This is a genomic window from Enterobacter sp. V87_3, from assembly GCF_029967835.1.
GTDB classification, from domain to species: Bacteria; Pseudomonadota; Gammaproteobacteria; order Enterobacterales; family Enterobacteriaceae; genus Enterobacter; species Enterobacter cancerogenus.
The window spans coordinates 93,571-113,975 of sequence record NZ_JASCAM010000032.1 but is presented as its reverse complement, the minus strand read 5'-3'; the positions used below and the strand labels follow the sequence as shown (position 1 = coordinate 113,975).

Annotated in this window: 21 protein-coding genes and 1 riboswitch; of the genes, 10 read left to right on the top strand and 11 right to left on the bottom strand. The window is 54.8% G+C overall.

The window, feature by feature from the left end:
• The first annotated feature begins 5 nt into the window (after positions 1–5).
• Complete coding sequence (gene htpX, locus QLG21_RS20355) at positions 6–887, top strand: protease HtpX (protein ID WP_006176001.1); 882 nt, start codon at positions 6–8, stop codon at positions 885–887.
• Positions 888–938: 51 nt separating this feature from the next.
• Here the strand turns inward: htpX and QLG21_RS20350 are convergent, their stop codons facing one another.
• On the bottom strand, positions 939–2,312 hold the full coding sequence (locus tag QLG21_RS20350; protein ID WP_137848817.1) for an MFS transporter: 1,374 nt from the start codon (positions 2,310–2,312) through the stop codon (positions 939–941).
• A gap of 178 nt (positions 2,313–2,490) precedes the next feature.
• Between QLG21_RS20350 and kdgR the strand changes: the two genes are divergently transcribed.
• On the top strand, positions 2,491–3,282 hold the full coding sequence (gene kdgR, locus QLG21_RS20345) for a DNA-binding transcriptional regulator KdgR (protein ID WP_006175999.1): 792 nt from the start codon (positions 2,491–2,493) through the stop codon (positions 3,280–3,282).
• A gap of 60 nt (positions 3,283–3,342) precedes the next feature.
• On the opposite strand, the gene QLG21_RS20340 is transcribed toward kdgR, so the two are convergent.
• Positions 3,343–3,582 carry a YobH family protein gene (locus QLG21_RS20340; protein ID WP_042320581.1) on the bottom strand — a complete coding sequence of 80 codons (240 nt, stop codon included), beginning with the start codon at positions 3,580–3,582 and terminating at the stop codon, positions 3,343–3,345.
• A 159-nt stretch (positions 3,583–3,741) separates the two neighbouring features.
• Here QLG21_RS20340 and mgrB point away from each other — a divergent pair, with 159 nt between their 5' ends.
• The 7 genes from mgrB (at position 3,742) to rlmA (ending at position 8,977) form a co-directional block, all read left to right on the top strand.
• Entirely contained in the window at positions 3,742–3,885 is a 144-nt protein-coding gene (mgrB, locus tag QLG21_RS20335) for a PhoP/PhoQ regulator MgrB (RefSeq protein WP_006175995.1), read from the top strand.
• A 74-nt stretch (positions 3,886–3,959) separates the two neighbouring features.
• Positions 3,960–4,250, top strand: a complete 291-nt coding sequence (locus QLG21_RS20330; protein ID WP_282485101.1) for a YebO family protein — start codon at positions 3,960–3,962, stop codon at positions 4,248–4,250.
• Between the two features lie 23 nt (positions 4,251–4,273).
• Positions 4,274–5,263 carry an MBL fold metallo-hydrolase gene (locus tag QLG21_RS20325; protein WP_282485100.1) on the top strand — a complete coding sequence of 330 codons (990 nt, stop codon included), beginning with the start codon at positions 4,274–4,276 and terminating at the stop codon, positions 5,261–5,263.
• Positions 5,264–5,788: 525 nt separating this feature from the next.
• A complete protein-coding gene (locus tag QLG21_RS20320) occupies positions 5,789–5,905 on the top strand; it encodes a DUF2627 domain-containing protein (RefSeq protein WP_042320041.1) in 117 nt (38 codons plus the stop codon).
• 39 nt (positions 5,906–5,944) lie between these two features.
• Entirely contained in the window at positions 5,945–6,154 is a 210-nt protein-coding gene (gene cspE / locus QLG21_RS20315; RefSeq protein ID WP_001062678.1) for a transcription antiterminator/RNA stability regulator CspE, read from the top strand.
• A 218-nt stretch (positions 6,155–6,372) separates the two neighbouring features.
• A complete protein-coding gene (gene ftsI / locus QLG21_RS20310) occupies positions 6,373–8,091 on the top strand; it encodes a peptidoglycan glycosyltransferase FtsI (RefSeq protein WP_282485099.1) in 1,719 nt (572 codons plus the stop codon).
• Positions 8,092–8,161: 70 nt separating this feature from the next.
• Positions 8,162–8,977 carry a 23S rRNA (guanine(745)-N(1))-methyltransferase gene (gene rlmA / locus QLG21_RS20305; RefSeq protein ID WP_282485098.1) on the top strand — a complete coding sequence of 272 codons (816 nt, stop codon included), beginning with the start codon at positions 8,162–8,164 and terminating at the stop codon, positions 8,975–8,977.
• Here the strand turns inward: rlmA and mntP are convergent.
• The 5 genes from mntP to manX form a co-directional block, all read right to left on the bottom strand.
• Positions 8,974–9,540 carry a manganese efflux pump MntP gene (mntP, locus tag QLG21_RS20300; protein ID WP_137848812.1) on the bottom strand — a complete coding sequence of 189 codons (567 nt, stop codon included), beginning with the start codon at positions 9,538–9,540 and terminating at the stop codon, positions 8,974–8,976. The genes rlmA and mntP overlap by 4 nt on opposite strands.
• Positions 9,541–9,550: 10 nt before the next feature.
• Positions 9,551–9,740: riboswitch (yybP-ykoY riboswitch) on the bottom strand.
• Positions 9,741–9,937: 197 nt separating this feature from the next.
• Positions 9,938–10,396 (bottom strand): DUF986 family protein, encoded by a 459-nt coding sequence (locus tag QLG21_RS20295; RefSeq protein WP_282485097.1) that lies wholly within the window; start codon positions 10,394–10,396, stop codon positions 9,938–9,940.
• Between the two features lie 52 nt (positions 10,397–10,448).
• Positions 10,449–11,300, bottom strand: a complete 852-nt coding sequence (locus tag QLG21_RS20290) for a PTS mannose transporter subunit IID (RefSeq protein ID WP_006175979.1) — start codon at positions 11,298–11,300, stop codon at positions 10,449–10,451.
• Positions 11,301–11,312: 12 nt separating this feature from the next.
• Positions 11,313–12,113 (bottom strand): PTS mannose transporter subunit IIC, encoded by an 801-nt coding sequence (gene manY / locus QLG21_RS20285; RefSeq protein WP_006175977.1) that lies wholly within the window; start codon positions 12,111–12,113, stop codon positions 11,313–11,315.
• 46 nt (positions 12,114–12,159) lie between these two features.
• Entirely contained in the window at positions 12,160–13,122 is a 963-nt protein-coding gene (manX, locus tag QLG21_RS20280; protein ID WP_006175975.1) for a PTS mannose transporter subunit IIAB, read from the bottom strand.
• 462 nt (positions 13,123–13,584) lie between these two features.
• Between manX and yoaE the strand changes: the two genes are divergently transcribed.
• The gene (gene yoaE / locus QLG21_RS20275; RefSeq protein ID WP_006175974.1) at positions 13,585–15,144 is read left to right on the top strand and encodes a CNNM family cation transport protein YoaE; all 1,560 of its coding nucleotides are present in this window, start codon (positions 13,585–13,587) and stop codon (positions 15,142–15,144) included.
• 6 nt (positions 15,145–15,150) lie between these two features.
• Here the strand turns inward: yoaE and QLG21_RS20270 are convergent, their stop codons facing one another.
• The 4 genes from QLG21_RS20270 to pabB all read right to left on the bottom strand — a co-directional run bounded on the left by QLG21_RS20270 (position 15,151) and on the right by pabB (position 20,359).
• Positions 15,151–16,749 (bottom strand): cyclic diguanylate phosphodiesterase, encoded by a 1,599-nt coding sequence (locus QLG21_RS20270; protein WP_282485096.1) that lies wholly within the window; start codon positions 16,747–16,749, stop codon positions 15,151–15,153.
• A 130-nt stretch (positions 16,750–16,879) separates the two neighbouring features.
• The gene (sdaA, locus tag QLG21_RS20265; RefSeq protein WP_042320025.1) at positions 16,880–18,244 is read right to left on the bottom strand and encodes an L-serine ammonia-lyase; all 1,365 of its coding nucleotides are present in this window, start codon (positions 18,242–18,244) and stop codon (positions 16,880–16,882) included.
• 183 nt (positions 18,245–18,427) lie between these two features.
• The gene (locus QLG21_RS20260; protein WP_058610213.1) at positions 18,428–19,006 is read right to left on the bottom strand and encodes a CoA pyrophosphatase; all 579 of its coding nucleotides are present in this window, start codon (positions 19,004–19,006) and stop codon (positions 18,428–18,430) included.
• Positions 19,007–19,009: 3 nt separating this feature from the next.
• A complete protein-coding gene (gene pabB / locus QLG21_RS20255; RefSeq protein WP_282485095.1) occupies positions 19,010–20,359 on the bottom strand; it encodes an aminodeoxychorismate synthase component 1 in 1,350 nt (449 codons plus the stop codon).
• Positions 20,360–20,405 lie beyond the last annotated feature (46 nt).

Below are 20,405 nucleotides of genomic sequence, written 5' to 3'. Positions count from 1 at the left end.
AAATTATGATGCGAATCGCGCTCTTCCTGCTCACCAACCTGGCGGTGATGGTGGTGTTCGGGCTTGTGCTAAGCCTGACAGGAATTCAGTCGAGCAGCGTTCAAGGCTTGTTGATCATGGCGCTGCTGTTTGGCTTTGGTGGCTCCTTTATATCTCTGCTGATGTCGAAGTGGATGGCGCTCAAATCCGTGGGTGGCGAGGTCATCGAACAACCGCGTAACGACATGGAACGCTGGTTGATGAACACTGTGGCCCAACAGTCACAGCAGGCGGGCATCGCTATGCCTCAGGTGGCTATCTACCACGCGCCTGATATCAACGCGTTTGCAACGGGCGCGCGTCGTGACGCTTCCCTGGTTGCCGTCAGTACCGGTCTGTTGCAGAACATGAGCCGCGATGAAGCCGAAGCGGTTATCGCCCATGAGATCAGCCACATCGCTAACGGCGACATGGTGACGATGACGCTGATTCAGGGGGTGGTGAACACCTTCGTGATCTTCATTTCCCGTATTCTGGCGCAAATTGCGGCAGGATTTATGGGCGGCAACCGTGACGAAGGTGAAGAGAGCAACGGTAACCCGCTGATCTATTTTGCGGTGTCGATGGTACTGGAACTGGTATTCGGTATTCTGGCGAGCATCATTACCATGTGGTTCTCCCGTCACCGTGAATTCCACGCGGATGCCGGCTCGGCGAAACTGGTGGGGCGCGAGAAGATGATTGCCGCCCTGCAGCGTCTGAAAACCAGCTATGAGCCGCAGGAAGCGAACAGCATGATGGCCTTCTGCATTAACGGTAAATCAAAATCGCTGAGCGAGCTGTTTATGTCTCACCCACCGCTGGATAAGCGTATCGAAGCACTGCGCAGCGGGGAATACCTGAAGTAACGCAGAGCGTTTAAAGATAAACCGGGCGGGGTAAACCTCCGCCCGGTTTTTTTATGCCTGCGCGCGGGGTTGCGTGATCCGCAATCCGCTGACAATGGCCGCAATCGTCGCCAGTGTTCCGGCCGTGAGCAGCGCAACGTGGGTGCCGTTCTGTCCGGCAAGGTTGAACATCAGCGCAACCAGCGCGGCGCCGGTACTTTGCCCTAACAGACGTGCCGTTCCCAGCATGCCGCTGGCTCCGCCGCTGCGATCGCGTGGGGCAGCGGTCATAATGGTATGGTTATTGGGCGACTGGAACAGGCCAAAGCCGGCTCCGCACAGGACCATTCTCCAGATGATATCCATGTCGGAAGGCGCGGAGGGGAGCAGCGCCAGCGCAAACAGGCCGCTCGCCATCACTACCAGCCCTAACGCACCCAGCAGCCCGGCATGGACCCGTTCAATTAAATAGCCTGCCAGCGGGGCCATCACCATGGTTGCCAGCGGCCATGGCGTCAGCAGCAGCCCTGTCTCTACCTCGGAACGACCCACGATGCTCTGCAAAAAGAATGGCAACGCGACCAGCGCCAGCATCTGGGCGCAAAACGAACAGATTGAGGTGCAAATAGAAAGCGAAAACAGCGGAATACGCAGCAGGTCAACCGGCAGCAACGGCACCGGCAGCGCCAGCTGGCGACGGACAAAGAAGAAACCCACGATCAGCATGGCGGCGACTTCTGCCGTGATAAGCGTCAGAGATTGCCCTTGCGCGAAGCCACTCAGGGCCGTGATGAGCAGGCCGAAAGTTAGCGCATTCATCACCGCGCTGGGTAAGTCGAAGCGCGGCTTGCTGCTTTTGGGGCCATTAGCCGGGAGATAACGCAGGGCGAAGAAAATAGCCACAATCCCGAGCGGCACATTTATCGCAAACAGCCACTGCCATGAGGCAACAGACAGGATCGCGGCAGCAATCGTGGGGCCTGCCGCCGAGGAAACCGCCACAATAAACGAGTTGATGCCCATCCCCCGGCCTAGCTGGCGCTGGGGATAGATAAGCCGTATCAATGCCGTATTCACGCTCATCAGGGCCGCGCCGCCGAAGCCCTGAGCAATACGGGCCAGCGTCAGGGCATGCAGTGAGTCCGAGAGGGCGCAAAAAAGCGAGGTCAGCGTGAAGACCACCAGGCCGCACTGATAGACCCGCCGGTAACCAAACATATCCCCCAGAAAAGAGAGCGAAAGTAAGGAGATCACAATCGCGATTTGATACGCATTCACAATCCAGATGGAGCTGGCGGGGGAGGCGTTGAGGTCGCTGGCGATTGTGGGCAATGCGACGTTGGCAATCGCGCCGTCGAGGACGGCCATCGAAATACCAATAATAATGGTGGCGATAGCACCATACCGCTGGGGCAACGGCAGGCCATCGGAAGCGTGTTTTTCCATGGGAAATGAAAGGCTCAGGATGAAATTATTCTCAGGGTAACTATTTTAGCATCGTTATTTCGGTTTTATGTCGCAGATTTGTAACGAAGTAAACGCAGATTGATTGCAGGCAGCATGACTCGAATTTATAATAAAAACCGGTTCTGATTTTTATAAAACACTCTGTATGAGGTGATAAATGGCAATCGCAGATTTGGATAAGCAGCCAGATTCTGTTTCTTCCGTGCTGAAGGTGTTTGGCATCTTGCAGGCGCTCGGAGAAGAGCGTGAAATTGGTATTACAGAATTGTCGCAGCGCGTGATGATGTCGAAAAGCACCGTTTATCGCTTTTTGCAGACCATGAAGTCTTTGGGCTATGTCGCTCAGGAAGGCGAGTCTGAGAAATACTCTCTCACGCTGAAGCTGTTCGAACTGGGTGCCCGCGCGTTACAAAACGTCGATCTTATTCGCAGCGCAGATATTCAGATGCGTGAACTGTCACGCCTGACGAAAGAGACGGTCCACCTGGGCGCGCTGGATGAAGACAGTATCGTTTACATCCACAAAATCGACTCGATGTATAACCTGCGTATGTACTCGCGTATCGGACGTCGTAACCCGCTGTACAGTACGGCAATCGGTAAAGTGCTGCTGGCCTGGCGCGATCGCGAAGAGGTGAAGCAAATTCTGGACGGCGTGGAGTATAAACGCAGCACCGACCGCACCATCACCAGTACCGATGAGCTGCTTAAGGTACTCGATACCGTTCGCGAGCAGGGCTACGGGGAAGATAACGAAGAGCAGGAAGAGGGGCTGCGCTGCATTGGCGTACCTGTTTTCGATCGCTTTGGCGTCGTGATTGCGGGCCTGAGTATCTCATTCCCGACGCTGCGCTTCTCGGAAGAACGCCTGCATGAGTATGTTGCTATCCTGCACACTGCGGCGCGTAAAATCTCTGAGCAGATGGGTTACAACGACTACCCGTTCTGAGTGCGGTCAGGCATAAAAAACGCCGCATCGTCTGCGGCGTTTTTTTATACTGTTAAACGGTTAGCCGTTATCAATGACCACGGATGTTTTACGCAGTACCGGGCAGTTGGTTAATCCAATGATACCGCTGTCGGAGTGCAAATACTGGGCTGTACTCATACCCTGTGCCGTGACGTACTTACACTGAATGCCTAATCCCGCTGCATTTTCGGTGCTCCCCACAAGCACTCCATATCCGGTTAATAAAAGGCCAATCCACACAACGGCCAGTGCAATAGTTGTTCGAATGATAAAATGCATCATTACCTCTTTATCTTTGTTGTCATGCACTAAGCCTAAACGGTTTACGGTGTGAAACAAGTGAACTATTCCGAAAAGGATTTGATGCGGTTACAGTTAGCCGCTGTTTAAGATTAGCGTGCTAACCTGGTAACATACGGTCATAAGACGGAGTGTGGAGTGAAAAAAATACGCTGGGTGATTCTGATTATTGTGCTGATAGCATGCGTCGTGTTGTGGACGCAGACTATCAATGTGATGTGCGATCAGGATGTACAGTTTTTTAGCGGCGTTTGCGCAATCAATAAGTTTATCCCGTGGTAGACCGCATTTTTTCTCAATGTGATGCCCTTCCTTCGCGCCAATGGTAAAATAGCCGTTTTTATTGAGGTGGTGAAATGGGTGAGTTACTGAATTCAGGGCTGTTAAGCCTGGCGTCCCTGGCAGTCTCGTTGATTGTTATGGTGGTAGGGCTTGTCATATGGTTTTTCGTCAATCGTGCCAGCTCCCGGACTAACGAGCAGATTGAGCTGCTGGAAGCGATGCTCGATCTGCAGAAGCGTCAGAATGCGCTGCTGCGTCGTTTGTGTGAAGCCAACGAGCCTGAAGAGAAAGCGGTAGCGAAAGAGAGTGCGGCAGACGTTAAAGACGATGAAGACGATTTCATTCGTCTGGTGGCCGAACGCTAGGTTGTTAATGACGGGAGGTGGCCGTGATCTGGAAAAATCCCTGGTATGACCCCTCCCTGAAACACCACACGCCGAATGGTTTTCGCAATACCCATGCCGCAGGACACCAGCCCGGCGATGTCGATCGCTGGCAGAAAGAGCGTAAAGCCGCTGGCCTGCCGAAACCCCCGTCTTCAGGATACGACGCCTTTATCCAGACCTGGTGGCAGCCTGTTGAACTCAACGCGCGCCCGGAGAATGGGGCATGGTGGCTTGGGCATGCCAGCGTATTATTACGCATGGACGGCAAGTATCTCCTGACCGACCCGGTTTTTTCACATCGCGCATCTCCCGTGCCCTTTCTTGGACCACAGCGAAAAACTCCGCCCGCTATCACCGTCGAAAGCCTTCCTCCACTGGATGCGTTGCTGATTTCCCATAATCATTATGATCACCTTGATGCCGCAACGGTGCGAAAGCTTTTGCGGCGCTTTCCGGGCCTGACCGTATTTGTCCCTCTGGGCCTGGGGAACTGGTTCCGCAGGCGGGGGGCAAAAAATGTGGTTGAACTCGACTGGTGGCAGAACGCCAACTGGCAGGGTATAAACCTGACCGCCGTACCGGCGCAGCACTGGAGCATGCGCACGCCGTGGAATCGCAATCGTTCATTATGGTGCGGCTGGGTTGTCGAGGGGCGGCAGCACCGGTTTTGGTTTAGCGGGGATTCCGGATATTCGCCGGAACTGCTGTTAATCCCTGAGCGGCTTGGTGCAATTGATTTTGCCGCACTGCCGATTGGCGCATATGCACCGGAATGGTTCATGGCGGTGCACCATATGGACCCCCATTCTGCTGTGGCGCTTTGGCAGGGCCTCGGGTGTCCGACTGCTTTTCCCATTCATTGGGGCGTGTTCGAACTGGCCGATGAATCCCTTGATGAACCCGTACAGGCGTTAAGAAGGGCGCTTGATAATGTAGCACCCGTTAATACTTCATTCAGGATACTGAAAATTGGCGAATATTTATCCGTATAAAGCGTGTGCCGGTTCGTTATCTATTTTCGTCATGGGCCGCCGCCCGGAAAGGTTTTAATTTTATCGAAACGTTTTGCTTGCCTTCTTATGATGCAGCGTCATAAATATTTCATTATTTTAGTGCAACGTATTTTTATTAAGCGGTGGTTTTTAATACAGTTTGCCAAAGGCAATTAAAACTGTTTTTGAAATGTTACTTTTCAGGCACCTTGCAATCATTTCGGCATAACTTTTCACAATAAGTTCTAACTCAATCATTGTAATCAAGAAAAACAGGCTGAAGTCTGGACGTATCGAAACGCGTGAACTATGTTAAAAAAGTCTTAGATTACAGCGGTTGTGAACACAACGGCGCGGTAGTATAGGCTGGCAATATTGTCCATAGCCAGAAGCATATTTTTGCAGAATGGCCAGGGACGGAGCCAGAATTTGTGCGGCGGATCGAGACGCGTTTAAAAATGGCTTGCCATATTAAACGTTGTATGTGATAACACGGTTTGGGTCAAACGAGGTACAGTTCTGTTTATGTGTGGCATTTTCAGTATAGAAGTCCTGAGTAAACACGTTGTCGTTGAATACCGCTTCTCTGCCGAACCTTATATTAGTGCCTCATGCAGTAATGTCTCAGTTTTATCTAGGTAATGCCCGCGGGCAAAGAAAACACTCTAAGGAATTTTGCAAATGGCAAAGATTAAAGGTCAAGTTAAGTGGTTCAACGAGTCTAAAGGTTTTGGTTTCATTACTCCTGCTGACGGCAGCAAAGACGTGTTCGTACACTTCTCTGCAATCCAGGGTAATGGCTTCAAAACTCTGGCTGAAGGCCAGAACGTTGAGTTCGAAATTCAGGACGGCCAGAAAGGCCCAGCTGCAGTTAACGTAACTGCTATCTGATCGAACCACTGCTGACAGAAGTGCTATCGCGCTTCACCATCAGACATAAAGCCTCGCACCGTGCGGGGCTTTTTTATACCGTTTCTTTCAGGATATGACTGACGGCGACCTTGTTAGCAACTTGTTGCAAAGCTTCGACATTATTAGCATTGTTTTTCCCCCTCACGACAAAGTTTTCCCGTTAAATCAGGGCGTTGATTCATTGCCCTGGGGTTCAGGTGAAAAAGAAAACCATAATGACCACCGGAAACTTCACGCCGGTGCGTTTTGCTCTGCTGTGTCTCGCCATTCTGGGTAGTCTCGTTTTTCTGCTGGGCCGCGTGGCCTGGCTGCAAATTATCAAACCCGATAATCTGGTTAAGCAGGAAGATATGCGCTCCCTGCGACAGCTCGCGATCGACGCGCCGCGTGGCATGATTGTCGATCGCGAAGGACGGCCGCTTGCCGTTAGCGTGCCTGTCAGAGCCGTGTGGGCCGATCCGAAAACGGTGCTGGCAAAAGGTGGTGTGGGGTTCGATGAGCGCTGGCAGGCACTGGCGAAAGCGCTGCATCTCTCTCTCGGGACGCTTGCCTCCCGAATTAACAGTAATCCTCATGGGCGGTTTATCTATCTCGCCCGCCAGGTGGACCCGTCTCAGGCGCAGTGGATCGATAAGCTCAATTTACCGGGTATTAACCTGCGTGATGAGTCGCGGCGTTTTTATCCCGCCGGGCACGTCGCGGCGAATCTTATCGGTTTTACCAATATTGATGGTCAGGGTATTGAAGGCGTAGAAAAAAGCTTTAATGCGCAACTGACGGGCAAGCCCGGTGTCCGGCAGGTGCGGGAAGACCGCTACGGCCATGTTATCGAAAACCTCACGGAAGTCGCTCCGGTGCCCGCGCATAACATCCAGCTGAGTATTGATGAGCGTCTGCAAACCATCACTGAAGACGCGCTGGACAACGCCGTCGCCTGGAACAAAGCTGAGTCGGGCGCTTCGGTGCTGATTAATGTCCAGACCGGCGAAATTCTGGCGATGGCGAATTTCCCGGACTTCAACCCCAACAATCGCGAGGGGGCGACGCTGAATGATTTCCGCAATCGCGCCATCAGCGACACCTTTGAACCCGGCTCGACCGTCAAGCCGCTGGTGCTCATGACCGCCCTCCAGCAGGGGCTGGTTCAGCCGGACAGCGTGATCGACACCCATCCCTACACGCTGGACGGCCACCGTATCCGCGATGTGGGTTATTACCCGGAGCTGACCATGACCGGGATCCTGCAAAAGTCCAGCGATACCGGCGTATCCCGCCTGTCGCTGGCGATGCCCATTCAGCGGTTGCTTGATACTTACAAAAACTTTGGCTTTGGCACCAGCACCGGCCTTGGCTTAACCGGCGAGAGTTCCGGCCTCCTGCCAAATCGCAAGTACTGGAGCCAGCTCGATCGCGCGACGTTTGCCTTTGGCTATGGATTGATGGTCACGCCGCTGCAGCTGGCCCATGTTTATGCCACTATCGGAAGTTACGGACTTGAACGCCCACTGTCGATCACCCGCATCGATCCGCCCGTTATTGGCAAACGTGTGATGCCGGAAGAGATTGCCCATGAAGTCGAGCATATGATGGAGAGCGTTGCGCTTCCGGGCGGAGGCGGCGTGAAGGCGGCGGTACGCGACTACCGCGTGGCGGTGAAAACCGGCACGGCGAAGAAAATTGATGAAAGCGGTAAATATGTCGATAAATACGTTGCCTACACCGCAGGCGTCGCCCCCGCCAGCAATCCACGTTTTGCGCTGGTCGTTGTGATTAACGATCCTCAAAATGGGGCTTATTACGGCGGGGCGGTTTCAGCCCCGGTGTTCAGCGAAATCATGGGCAATGTCCTGCGCCTCGAAAACGTCAAACCGGATGGCCTGGCGGCAGATTCTGACCATCTGATCGTCATGCGTTAACCCAGCCGTTTTCTACAAGGGCGAATAGCGGTACACTTTCGCCCTTTAATGAATGCCCCCCGGAGTCACCATGTCTTTCAGCTGTCCCCTTTGCCACGCACCGCTGACACGCTCAGCGAAAAGTTTTGCCTGTCCGCAGGGACACCAATTTGATATGGCAAAAGAAGGGTATGTGAATCTTCTTCCGGTGCAGCACAAACGCTCCCGCGATCCGGGTGACAGCGCGGAGATGATGCAGGCCCGCCGTGCATTCCTTGATGCCGGACACTATCAGCCACTGCGCGATACCGTTTCACAGCTGCTGGCAGCAAACCTGATGCAGGGCGCAACGGCCGTGCTGGATATTGGCTGCGGGGAAGGGTATTACACGACGGCGTTTGCGGACGTTGCTAAGGCAAAAGGGGCAGAAACCTGGGGGCTGGATGTCTCAAAGGTGGCGATTCGGGCCGCGGCGAAGCGCTATACGGCCGTGACGTTTTGCGTGGCATCAAGCCATCGCCTGCCATTTGAAAATGCGAGTATGGATGCCGTGGTGCGTATCTACGCGCCCTGTAAGGCGGAGGAGCTGGCGCGCGTGGTGAAACCGGGTGGATGGGTGATAACCGTCACGCCTGGCCCGCGTCATCTCATGGAATTAAAGGGACTCATCTATGACGACGTGCGCCTGCATGCGCCGCACTCGGAGCAGCTGGGTGGCTTTACGCTCAAAGACGAGCATGCGGTAGCGTATGAGATGAACCTGAACGGGGAAGAGGCCGTGGCGTTACTGCAGATGACGCCGTTTGCCTGGCGGGCAAAGCCGGATGTGTGGGCAAAATTAGCGCAACAGACAACCTTTTGCTGCCAGACGGATTTCAGTATCCACTGCTGGCAGCGCGAAGATTAACCCGCGAAGTGTGCCCAGAGGATTTGGGCACCAATGCCGATCAACACGATCCCGCCCAAAATTTCGGCTCGCTTGCCCAACAGCGGGCCAATAAACCGACCAACCATCATGCCCAGGGTAGACATAATGAGCGTCGCACAGCCGATAGCCAGCGCGGTGGCAATGATATTCACCTGCAGGAAGGCCAGACCTACCCCGACCGCCATTGCATCAAGGCTGGTGGCAATCGCGGTGGTGACTAACAGCCAAAAACCGTGGCGGTGCTGAGGCTCTGCGTCGTCGTCGCTGTTTCCGCGCACGCCTTCGATCACCATACGTCCACCCAGAAAGACCAGCAGGACAAAGGCAATCCAGTGGCTCCACTCCAGCACGAACTGGCTGGCAAGCATACCCAGCCCCCAGCCTATTAGCGGCGTTAGCGCTTCGATAGCACCAAAAATCAGACCCGTGCGCAGTGCTTCAGAGAATTTAGGTTTGTGGAGCGTGGCACCTTTGCTGATGGAAACCGCAAATGCGTCCATAGACATGCCGAAAGCGAGAAGGATTGTGGCGGAGATATTCATGACAGCATCCAGACCGGGGATATCCATATGACACATCACTGCCCCCAGTAAACAGCAGTTGATGTATCTATGGTCTCGCCTGACCGTGACGCACGTAAACCGTGCTACAAACGATCCGTACGCGCCACGTTTTTCAACGAGTATGTTGACACGTACATTTTCTGAAAACAGAAAATTAGCTACTCCCCAACGACGGGCGCAACCTTAACATAATTTGAGAATATAAAACAACAACGGCGCGCTATAAATTTATTAACTTGTTGATAACGATTTTCATTTAGGTTTATTAGTGAATTTATCGTTAATAAATATAAGGGAAATAACGCGATGAATATAGCTTTGGCTATATTTACGTCCTGAAATAAAGGCAGAATATAGCCACGACTATATAGATAACTTACTGAATTTTAAGGAATAATTTATATATTCTTTCCAGGTCGTCAATATTCTTCACGCGAATGAGCAGGCGGCGCTGTTCTAATTGCATCACCAGCACGCCGTCTTCGGATAAATTCATCTCTTTAATACGGTTATATTCTATCCATACATTGGCGAAGAAAAAACCACTGCGTTTGAAGATGATTTTTGGCGTACGGATCCAGAAAAGATAAATGGCCATCAATGCCAGCGCACATAATAACCATGTGGTTAATAATGCACCGTGGCTCATGACGTTGTTGTAAATAAGAATGACGATAAGGCCGGCGAAGATAAACGCATCAACGCGTCCACGGCGCAGAAGGGGCAGGGCAAGCAGCGTCTCGTCGTGACGGCGAGGCATGATGAATTCGTCATAGATCGCGTAAGCCAGAAGGGCAACAATAAACAAAACCAGTACGATGTCCGTGACAGTCATTCATCCTCCAGATAAAAAAACCGGGGGCAAGCCCCCGGCTTATAACACGTTCTTACAGACCCAGCAGGCCGACCGCGTAGCCCGCGATACCGATGACAAAGAAGCCAACAATGATCCACAGCGGGTTAACTTTTTTGCGCAGCAGCCACATGCAGGCGAAGGTCAACAGCAGCGGTACCAGGCCCGGCATCAGCTGGTCCAGGATAGTCTGCACGGTGGTCACGCGAGTCTGTCCATCCTGGCCGGTGATGGTGGAGACCACCAGCGGGATGTTCACATGCGTCCACTTGTTAACCAATGCCCCCATGACAAACAGGCCGAGAATAGACGCCCCCTCGGTCAGTTTCTGCAGGAAGCCGCCGCCCATGTCCTTCACGATGTCCACACCCTTACGGTAGCCGTAAGCCACACCGTAGTAACGGGTCAGCAGACGGACGGCATTGAACAGGATGAAGAACAGCAGAGGACCAAGCAGGCTACCGCTCATCGCGATCCCGGCACCCAGCGCCGCAAAGACCGGACGCACGGTTCCCCAGAAGATGGGGTCACCCACGCCTGCCAGCGGCCCCATCAGACCAACTTTGATACCGTTGATGGCACCATCGTCAATCTCTGCGCCGTTTGCACGCTGCTCTTCCATCGCCAGCGTCACGCCCAGCACTGGGGCGGCGACGTAAGGATGGGTGTTGAAGAATTCCAGGTGACGCTTTATCGCCTGACGGCGCGCTTCGTTGTTTTCAGGGTAGAGGCGTTTGATCGCCGGTACCATGGAGAAGCAGAAGCCCAGCGCCTGCATACGTTCGAAGTTCCATGAACCCTGAAACAGGTTAGAACGGATGAACACGCCACGAATATCACCCGGAGTCAGTTTCTTCTCAGGGGTAGTTTTTGTCATATCAACCATGTCGCTCACCTGCTAGTCCAGTTCGTTATCGAGATCGTTATTACCAGCGGCCTGCACCGGCGCACCCGCAACGCGGTTATATTTCGGGCTCAGCTGGATATAGAGAATCGCCATGACGGCACCAATCACACCCAGTGCAACCAGGTTGAAGTTGGTGAAGGCCGCAGTCACGAAGCCGAGGTAGAAGAATGGCATCAGGTAGCCTGCACGCATCATGTTGATAACCATCGCGTAACCGACCACAACGATCATGCCGCCTGCGATGTTCAGACCACCGGTGACCACTTCTGGAATGGCGTTCAGCATGCTCTGCACTTCGCTGGTACCGACGGAGATAGCAACGATAACCGCCGGGATCGCGATACGCATCGCCTGCAGGAACAGGGACGAAACGTGGATCCAGGAGAGCGCCGTCAGGTTGCCATTATCCGCCGCCTTATCCGCCGCGTGCTGGAAGGCCACGGTGATAGTACGAACGATGATGGTCAGCACCTGGCCTGCTGCTGCCAGTGGGATCGCCAGGGCAATACCCGCACCGATGCTCTGATGACCGGCAATAACCAGAACGGTTGAGATGATAGAGGCCAGCGCGGCATCAGGCGCAACGGCGGCACCGATGTTCATCCAGCCGAGGGCGATCATCTCCAGGGTACCCCCGATGATGATACCGGTTTTCATATCACCGAGAACGGCACCAATCAGCGTACAGGCCACCAGTGGGCGGTGGAACTGAAATTCATCAAGTACGGATTCCATACCCGCAATACATGCGACGACGAACACCAGCACAATCTGAAGAGTGGTAATCTCCATTGTACTTCTCCTATTACATAAGCTTTATGTGAAAAACCGGCGCGGGTTATTTCCCGACTTTGCCGATCAAATCCATCATCTTCAGTTTCTGGTCAGTGGAAACCTTACGGGCTTCCAGCTCAATACCGCGCGCATTCAGTTTGTTGAACGCCTCGATATCTTTCTCATCGACTGAAATCGCGTTGTTGACCTGCGTTTTGCCCTGGCGGAAAGCCATGCCACCGATGTTAACGGAGGTAATTTTCACGCCGCCTTCAACAATGCGCTCGACGTCTGTCGGGTTAGTAAACAGAAGCATCACGCGTTCGCCCGCGTATTTCGGGTTGTTATAAACACGGATCATTTTGGCAACATCCACCACGTGGGCGGTGACGCCCGGCGGAGCTACCTGGGTGAGAAGGGTTTTACGAACGGTGTCCGCGGCCACTTCGTCGCTGACAACGATAATGCGCTTAACGTTGGTCTCTTTGGTCCAGCGCGTCGCGACCTGGCCGTGGATTAAGCGGTCATCGATACGCGCAAGGCCGATGACCATGTAATCGTTAGCCCCCATCGGTTTCACCGGTGCGGCAGCTTTAGGGGCTGCGGCAACAGGTGCGGGTTTTTCAACCGGCTGCGCTTTCAGTGCTTTCACACCTTCGCGGCCGGTTTCAACCGCCAGCGCGACCAGTTCGTCAAAATCAGGGTTGTCGTCGCGCGCCATGAAGGTTTCCACCAGCATCGGGATATTTACCCCGGCGACAACTTCATAATGCTCTTTATCGACGACAATGCGGCTGGCAGCATTAAACGGGCTGCCGCCCCATGTATCAACGAGAAACAGCACGCCTTTGCTGGTATCCAGCTTCTCAAGCTGAGCAGTATATTTCTCGATCAGCGTTTCGGCGTTTTCACCGGGAACGAAATCGATCCAGCCTACGTTTTCCTGCTCACCCAACAGCATTTCTGCCGTTTTGAGTAGCTGCTCTGCAGCCCAACCATGTGTGCCTATGACAATAGCAATGGTCACTTGCTACCTCCTTTTATTATCATTGATACGCCCACGGTGCAGGCGTACTGAGAATCGTCTTACGTGTACCGAATCGATTCAGATAAGGGTTAGAGTTAAATTAACTAAGACTTCCGCGATTTATTTTAGACAGTGAAAAAATAATTTATGTGATGAAGATCCGTAATTTAGCTTTCGAAAAAGAGAAATTACGCGTCGAAAATTTAGTCGTAACACCTTTTTGCAAAAGAAAGTAAATCTTTGCCAAAATCTTATTGTCTCTGATATGTTTAGCCTCCGTTTAATCGATCAGGAGTATAGGGCAGCAGCCCACTATATGGACCGTCACCGACGTCAGTCATCCTCCAGGCCACATTGCGCCTGTTTCACCGGCAATCCTTGCCACGCACCGACTCTGTCTGCCTTTGATTTGCCCACCTTGAGTGGGGCACCGTTTCGTCATTCCTTTAGCAGGAGCTTGTCATGGAATTCTTAATGGACCCGTCAATCTGGGTAGGATTACTCACGCTTGTCGTGCTCGAAATCGTTCTTGGTATTGATAACCTGGTGTTTATCGCCATCCTTGCCGACAAGCTGCCGCCTAAGCAGCGCGATAAGGCACGTCTGATAGGCCTCTCGCTGGCGCTGATCATGCGTTTGGGCCTGCTGTCCGTGATCTCGTGGATGGTCACGCTGACCAAACCGCTGTTCTCGGTGATGGACTACACCTTCTCCGGGCGTGATTTGATTATGCTCATCGGGGGTATCTTCCTGCTCTTCAAAGCGACTACCGAGCTTCACGAGCGGCTGGAGAATCGCCAGCACGACGATGGTCACGGTAAAGGCTATGCCAGCTTCTGGGTCGTGGTGTTGCAGATTGTGGTGCTGGATGCGGTCTTCTCCCTGGATGCGGTGATCACGGCGGTCGGCATGGTGAACCACCTGCCGGTGATGATGGCGGCGGTTGTTATTGCTATGGCGGTCATGCTGCTGGCGTCTAAACCGCTGACGCGTTTCGTCAACCAGCATCCGACGGTGGTGGTCCTGTGTCTGAGCTTCCTGCTGATGATTGGTCTCAGCCTGGTGGCAGAAGGTTTTGGCTTCCATATTCCGAAAGGTTACCTGTACGCCGCGATTGGTTTCTCGATCATTATCGAGCTGTTTAACCAGATTGCGCGCCGGAACTTTATCAAGCAGCAGTCGAACCTGCCGCTGCGCGCCCGCACCGCCGACGCCATTCTGCGTCTGATGGGCGGTCGTCGCCAGGTGAACGTGCAGTCTGACAGCGAAAACCGTAACCCGGTGCCGGTCCCGGAAGGGGCGTTTGTTGAAGAAGAGCGCTACATGATCAACGGCGTGCTCTCGCTGGCCTCCCGCTCTCTGCGCGGTATTATGACGCCGCGCGGTGAAATCAGCTGGGTGGATGCCAACCTGAGCGTCGACGAAATTCGCCAGCAGCTGCTCTCTTCGCCACACAGTCTGTTCCCGGTGTGCCGTGGTGAACTGGATGAAATTATCGGCGTTGTGCGAGCAAAAGAGATGCTGGTGGCGCTGGAAGATGGCGTTAACGTTGAAGCGGTAGCTGCCGCTTCCCCGGCGATCGTGGTGCCGGAAACGCTGGATCCGATCAACCTGCTGGGCGTACTGCGTCGCGCACGCGGCAGCTTTGTCATCGTCACCAACGAGTTTGGTGTGGTGCAGGGGCTGGTCACGCCGCTGGACGTGCTGGAAGCGATTGCCGGTGAATTCCCGGATGCGGATGAAACGCCGGAGATCGTGAACGATGGCGAAGGCTGGCTGGTCAAAGGGACCACCGATCTGCATACGCTCTCGCACATGCTGGGCGTTGAAAACGTGGTCAACGACGAGGAAGATTCCGCGACGGTTGCCGGGCTGGTGATTGCCGTTAACGGGCAAATCCCGCGCGTCGGTGACGTTATCGAGCTGCCGCCGCTGCATATCACCATTGTCGAAGCCAATGACTATCGTGTGGATATGGTGCGTATTGTTAAAGAGCAGTCCGCGCATGACGAAGAAGAGTAAGGCTGTTTAACGCATCGGCATCAGGGGCACAATGTGCCCGTTATGCTGCGCTGGCGGGGGGCTACTCCCCGCCAGCCACGTCGGAAACTCCCTCAGCGGCATTGGCCGCGCATATAAATACCCCTGCAAAATATGCACCCCGTGACGGCGCAAATATCGCGACTGTTCTTCTGTCTCAACCCCTTCCGCAACCAGTTCAATGTTCAGCCGCTGGCCCAGCGCGATAATAATATCCGTCACCGTCGAATTTACGGCGTCAGTGCCGATGGCGGTGGTGAACGACTTATCAATTTTCAGCACGTCCGGGTGAAGTTTTTCCAGCCATGACAGCGAGCTACTGCCGGTACCAAAATCATCAATGGCCAGCTTAATGCCCTTGCGGTGGAGCTCGCGCACGATGCGGTAATCAACATCCAGCAGAGCGTCGCGCTCCGTTAGCTCGATCACCAGCTGCTGAATGGGGTGCGAATGGAACCACAAGCGGTTGAGATCCTGTAGCAGGATGCCCCGGCGGAAATGGCTGGCAGCCACGTTAATGCCGATGTGAAAACCGGGCGTCGCCGGGAAATAACCCAGCTGGCGCACGGTTTCAAAAATGACGTAGCGGGTGAGGGGGGCAATCAGGTTGTGCTCCTCGGCCAGGGGAATAAACACGTCGGGCGAAATCCAGCCCTGACGCGGGTTATTCCAGCGCAGCAGGATCTCAACGCCCACGCACTCCTGCGTTCTGGCATTGACCAGCGGCTGGCAGAACAGCTCAAATTCACGCGCCGCCAGCCCCATATTGATCTCCCAGGTAAAGCTCATCCGGCGGGCGGTGGCAAGCCAGGCGATGTACCCCACCAGCAGGCTCAACATCAACGCCAGCGGAAGCTGGGTGGGGAGGTTTTTCAACGCCATGACACCGGGGCCGGGGCCGCTCACGGTGATGCTGAAAGGGTAGCGAGCTGAATTTTGTGTCAGCAGCACGTCGCTATCATCAAATGTCAGCGAATCGGTCACCTGTTGGCCGTAACGCAATGACTGGTCGCCTACGGTCAGCACCACGTCAGTGATCAGTGGGCGCTGGGGCTCCAGAAGCATTCGGGTGAGCAGTTCAATATTGACGACTTCCATCAGCCCGTTTTCGCCGTTTTCAGAAACCGGGTACCACTGGATCAGAATCGGGCTGCCGAGCAGCAGCCAGCGGTCGGTGGACAAAATCAGCCTGGGTTCGCTGGCCGGCAGCATCGGCTGAACCTCGCGCACGGGGAGGTTTCGGCTGCCAAAAATACTGGAGCAATAGACCACCCCGTCCTGAACAAGGGCGATGGAGCGAACGGTCTGAAGCATCGCAGCCTGCTTGCGCAGCACCAGATGGGCCTGCGGACAGGGTTCACCCACCAGGGAATGCAGCACCTCACGGTGATTGTCCAGGGCTATCAGGATGTTATCGAGAGAGACGACGGTATGGCGGGTAAAGTCCAGGATGCGTTCCTGATTGACGTTCCGCTGGGAAATAAACCGGATGCCCAGCGTCAGGATGAGCGTAAGGAGCGCAACCGTTACACAGACGATAACGCGTTTTCGGCGATAGTCTTTAATGATCGTCTGTGCAGTTTGCATGAACGGTCGCCCGATACGCTGCCAGCCCCAAAAGCCGGAAGCAACAGAGAAAGTGTAGTGGGGATTGCGGGAGGAGACGAGACGGGAGACAAAAATTCGCCCATCTGTTGCAGATGGGCGATAGGGAGTATTAGTCGCACTGAACCTTGATGGCCAGGCCGCCGCGGGAGGTCTCGCGGTACTTCGCGTTCATATCTTTGCCGGTCTCGTACATGGTTTCGATAACCTTATCCAGCGATACGCGCGGTTCACTGGTACGGCGCATCGCCATGCGCGAGGCGTTGATCGCTTTCACCGAGGCAATCGCGTTACGCTCAATACACGGTACCTGAACCTGGCCTGCAACCGGATCGCAGGTCAGACCGAGGTTGTGCTCCATGCCGATTTCTGCCGCCACGCACACCTGCTCAGGGCTTGCGCCCAGCAGCTCTGCAAGACCGGCAGCGGCCATCGAGCAGGCCACGCCCACTTCACCCTGACAACCCACTTCAGCACCGGAAATCGAGGCGTTCATCTTATACAGCGCGCCAATCGCACCCGAGGCGAGGAAGTAACGGATGTAAATATCCGGCGTGACCGGCTCGATGAAGTGATCGTAGTAGGCCAGAACGGCAGGCACGATACCGCACGCACCGTTGGTAGGCGCCGTCACCACGCGACCACCGGCGGCGTTCTCTTCGTTTACCGCGAGGGCAAACATGTTCACCCAGTCCACGACGTTCATCGGGTCATTGGAGAACTTGTCGGTGGTAACCAGCATACGGCGCAGGGCAGAGGCGCGACGCGGAACGCGCAGCGGGCCAGGAAGCACCCCTTCGGTATTCATCCCGCGATCGATACAGGCGCGCATGGTTTGCCAGACGTTAGCAAAATAGTCTTCAATCTCTTTCTTGCTGTGCAGCGCCAGTTCGTTCTGCATCACCATGCCGGAGAGCGACAGGCCGGTCTCTTTGCAAAAGCCCAGCATCTCCGTGGCTGACTTGAACGGATACGGCACGTTCACGTCGCCTGCGGTATCTTTACCGAAATGCTCTTCATCCACGATGAAACCACCGCCGATGGAGTAATAGGTTTTGCTGTAAATCTCTTTTTCACCGCTCCAGGCGTGAATGGTCATGCCATTTTCATGCAGCGGCAGGTTGTCGCTGCGAAAACGCATGCCGTCGTTTTGCGGGAAATCCACTTCCTGCTGACCGTTGGCCAGCAGCAGGCGACCGCGCGTTTCCACGTCGCGGATAAATGCCGGAATGGCATCAATATCTACGGTGTCCGGCATGTTACCTGCCAGACCCATAATAATGGCGATATCGGTGTGGTGGCCTTTACCCGTTAATGACAGTGAACCGTAAACATCCACGGCGACACGGGTAACGCTTTCCAGTAATCCTTTTTCGACCAGATCATCGACGAACTGTTTACCGGCCTTCATCGGCCCTACAGTGTGGGAAGAAGAAGGACCAATTCCCACTTTGAACATGTCGAATATACTAATCACGTTTACACTCCTGACAGGGTTACCGGGTCTCCAGTAACGATGTTATAACTGCGCATAGTGTATGAGGGAACGTCGGTGTCGGCTTAACTATTCACATGAATTAAACTAATGCTTAACCTCTGAATTACTAATGCTGAGACGCGCCTCGCAAACCGTCACCGTTTCCAGGAATGTAAAGTATAGTCAAGGCTTCAGGCCGATTTGCAGAGCCAGCTCACGAATGATGCCTGCGGTCATGCCCCAGACAAAATAATGCTGGTACCAGGATAACCACACCCGATGTTCGTGCCCACGGCGCTGAATATCCAGAGGGTGATAGCGGCTAAGACGCAGCGCTTCTTCCAGCGGCATTTCGAACACCGCGGCTACCTCGTCGACGCTGGCGTGATACTGAAGGTCGGGCGGGATAATACCGACGACGGGGGTGACCTGAAATCCGGTGACGCTGTCAACGGGCGGCAGCACGCCGATGATTTCCACGGCCTCAGGCGGGATGGCGACCTCTTCGTGCGCTTCGCGCAGCGCAGCGGCAATCAGCGAGGCGTCGGTACTGTCGACGGCCCCGCCGGGGAACGCGACCTGACCGGCATGCTTACGCATATGCGGCGAGCGCTGGGTCAGCAGAAGACCGGGTTGTTCGCGACGTACCACCGGGATCAGCACCGCGGCCTGACGTTGATTCAGGGTTTCGCGGCTCACCTGCGGGCGCAAAAGCTGAAAGCGTGACATAAACGCATCGAGCGTCAGGTTCTCATTCTTCACCCGTTACTTCTCCAGTTGCTTCAGGATACGGTTAACTTTATCAAAGGTTTCCTGATATTCCGACTGTACCTCACTGTCTGCAACAATGCCGCCGCCCGCAGAGCAGTATAGGCTGCCGTCCCAGGCGGTCACGGTGCGGATGGTGATGCTGGTGTCCATGGTGCCGCACAGGCTGATGTAGCCAATGCTGCCACACCAGGCGTTGCGGCGGTGCGGCTCCAGTTCGTCGATGATTTCCATCGCCCGGACTTTTGGTGCGCCGGTAATCGACCCGCCGGGGAATGCGGCGCGCAGCAGGTCGCAGGCGGTGCGTGAGGCGGGCAGTCGTGCAGTGATGGTGCTCACCAGATGGTGAACGGCCGGAAACGCTTCAACCACAAACAGCTCAGGCACGCGTACGCTGCCCGGCTCGGCCACGCGACCAATGTCGTTGCGCATCAAATCGACAATCATCAAATTTTCGGCGCGGTCCTTCGGGGATGACGCCAGTTTCTCCGCCTGCTGGCGGTCGGCAACCGGGTCGGCAACGCGCGGCAGCGTGCCTTTGATGGGGCGGGTCTGAATAGTCCGATCGGCCAGATGAATAAAACGCTCCGGCGAAAGGCTCAGGATCGCCCCTTCGTCCAGGCGGATAAAGGCGCTAAAGGGCGCTTTATTGCTGGCATTAAGATGGCAAAACGCCTGCCACTCGTCGCCCTCATAGGTCGCCTGGAACCGCTGGGCAAGGTTAACCTGATAGCAATCGCCGCTTTGCAGCCAGGCCTGAACGCGGGCGAACTTCTCGGCATACGCCGGGGCGGTCATGTTGGACCGCCAGCCTGAGGTCAGGCTGAAAGGCTGTGGTGTCGCGGGTGTCTGCGCCTCAAGCCAGGCGAGCCGGGCGTGGACGTCCGCATGGCTCAGGAGCGAGACGCGCTGCCGGTGGTGATCGACAATCAGCGCCCAGTCGTACAACCCTACCGCCATATCCGGAATGGCAATATCCCGCTGCGCGATGTCAGGCAACGTTTCATACCGACGCCCGAGATCGTAGCCAAACAGCCCGAGCGCGCCGCCCTGGAAGGGCAGGTCAGGATGGGGCGAAGCAGATAAGCCAAGGGCATCAAGGCGCTGCTGGAGCAGAGTGAGCGGATCGTCGGTGGATTCCAGCCCTCCCACCGTGGTGAGGTTTCCCCGCGTGACCAGGGTTTCCAGCGGGTCAGAGACCAGGATATCAAACCGGCTATAAGGATGGTCAGCATGGCCGGAGTGCAGCAGCATGGCGTACGGACGGTGACTCAGGCGGGCAAACCAGAATTCGGCGGCGTCAGCACGCCAGGGCAGGGTAATAACAGTGGGCAAGCGCGTGTTCATGTGTGGCATACTACCGGCAGCGTGAAATAATGAGCGCGAATAATTT

What these genes read in the sequence shown, in the direction of transcription:
- htpX (WP_006176001.1), top strand. Translation starts at nt 6, where the DNA reads ATGATGCGAATCGCGCTCTTCCTGCTCACCAACCTGGCGGTGATGGTG.
- QLG21_RS20350 (WP_137848817.1), bottom strand. Translation starts at nt 2,312, where the DNA reads ATGGAAAAACACGCTTCCGATGGCCTGCCGTTGCCCCAGCGGTATGGT.
- kdgR (WP_006175999.1), top strand. Translation starts at nt 2,491, where the DNA reads ATGGCAATCGCAGATTTGGATAAGCAGCCAGATTCTGTTTCTTCCGTG.
- QLG21_RS20340 (WP_042320581.1), bottom strand. Translation starts at nt 3,582, where the DNA reads ATGCATTTTATCATTCGAACAACTATTGCACTGGCCGTTGTGTGGATT.
- QLG21_RS20330 (WP_282485101.1), top strand. Translation starts at nt 3,960, where the DNA reads ATGGGTGAGTTACTGAATTCAGGGCTGTTAAGCCTGGCGTCCCTGGCA.
- QLG21_RS20320 (WP_042320041.1), top strand. Translation starts at nt 5,789, where the DNA reads ATGTGTGGCATTTTCAGTATAGAAGTCCTGAGTAAACACGTTGTCGTT.
- cspE (WP_001062678.1), top strand. Translation starts at nt 5,945, where the DNA reads ATGGCAAAGATTAAAGGTCAAGTTAAGTGGTTCAACGAGTCTAAAGGT.
- rlmA (WP_282485098.1), top strand. Translation starts at nt 8,162, where the DNA reads ATGTCTTTCAGCTGTCCCCTTTGCCACGCACCGCTGACACGCTCAGCG.
- mntP (WP_137848812.1), bottom strand. Translation starts at nt 9,540, where the DNA reads ATGAATATCTCCGCCACAATCCTTCTCGCTTTCGGCATGTCTATGGAC.
- QLG21_RS20295 (WP_282485097.1), bottom strand. Translation starts at nt 10,396, where the DNA reads ATGACTGTCACGGACATCGTACTGGTTTTGTTTATTGTTGCCCTTCTG.
- QLG21_RS20290 (WP_006175979.1), bottom strand. Translation starts at nt 11,300, where the DNA reads ATGGTTGATATGACAAAAACTACCCCTGAGAAGAAACTGACTCCGGGT.
- manY (WP_006175977.1), bottom strand. Translation starts at nt 12,113, where the DNA reads ATGGAGATTACCACTCTTCAGATTGTGCTGGTGTTCGTCGTCGCATGT.
- yoaE (WP_006175974.1), top strand. Translation starts at nt 13,585, where the DNA reads ATGGAATTCTTAATGGACCCGTCAATCTGGGTAGGATTACTCACGCTT.
- QLG21_RS20270 (WP_282485096.1), bottom strand. Translation starts at nt 16,749, where the DNA reads ATGCAAACTGCACAGACGATCATTAAAGACTATCGCCGAAAACGCGTT.
- pabB (WP_282485095.1), bottom strand. Translation starts at nt 20,359, where the DNA reads ATGAACACGCGCTTGCCCACTGTTATTACCCTGCCCTGGCGTGCTGAC.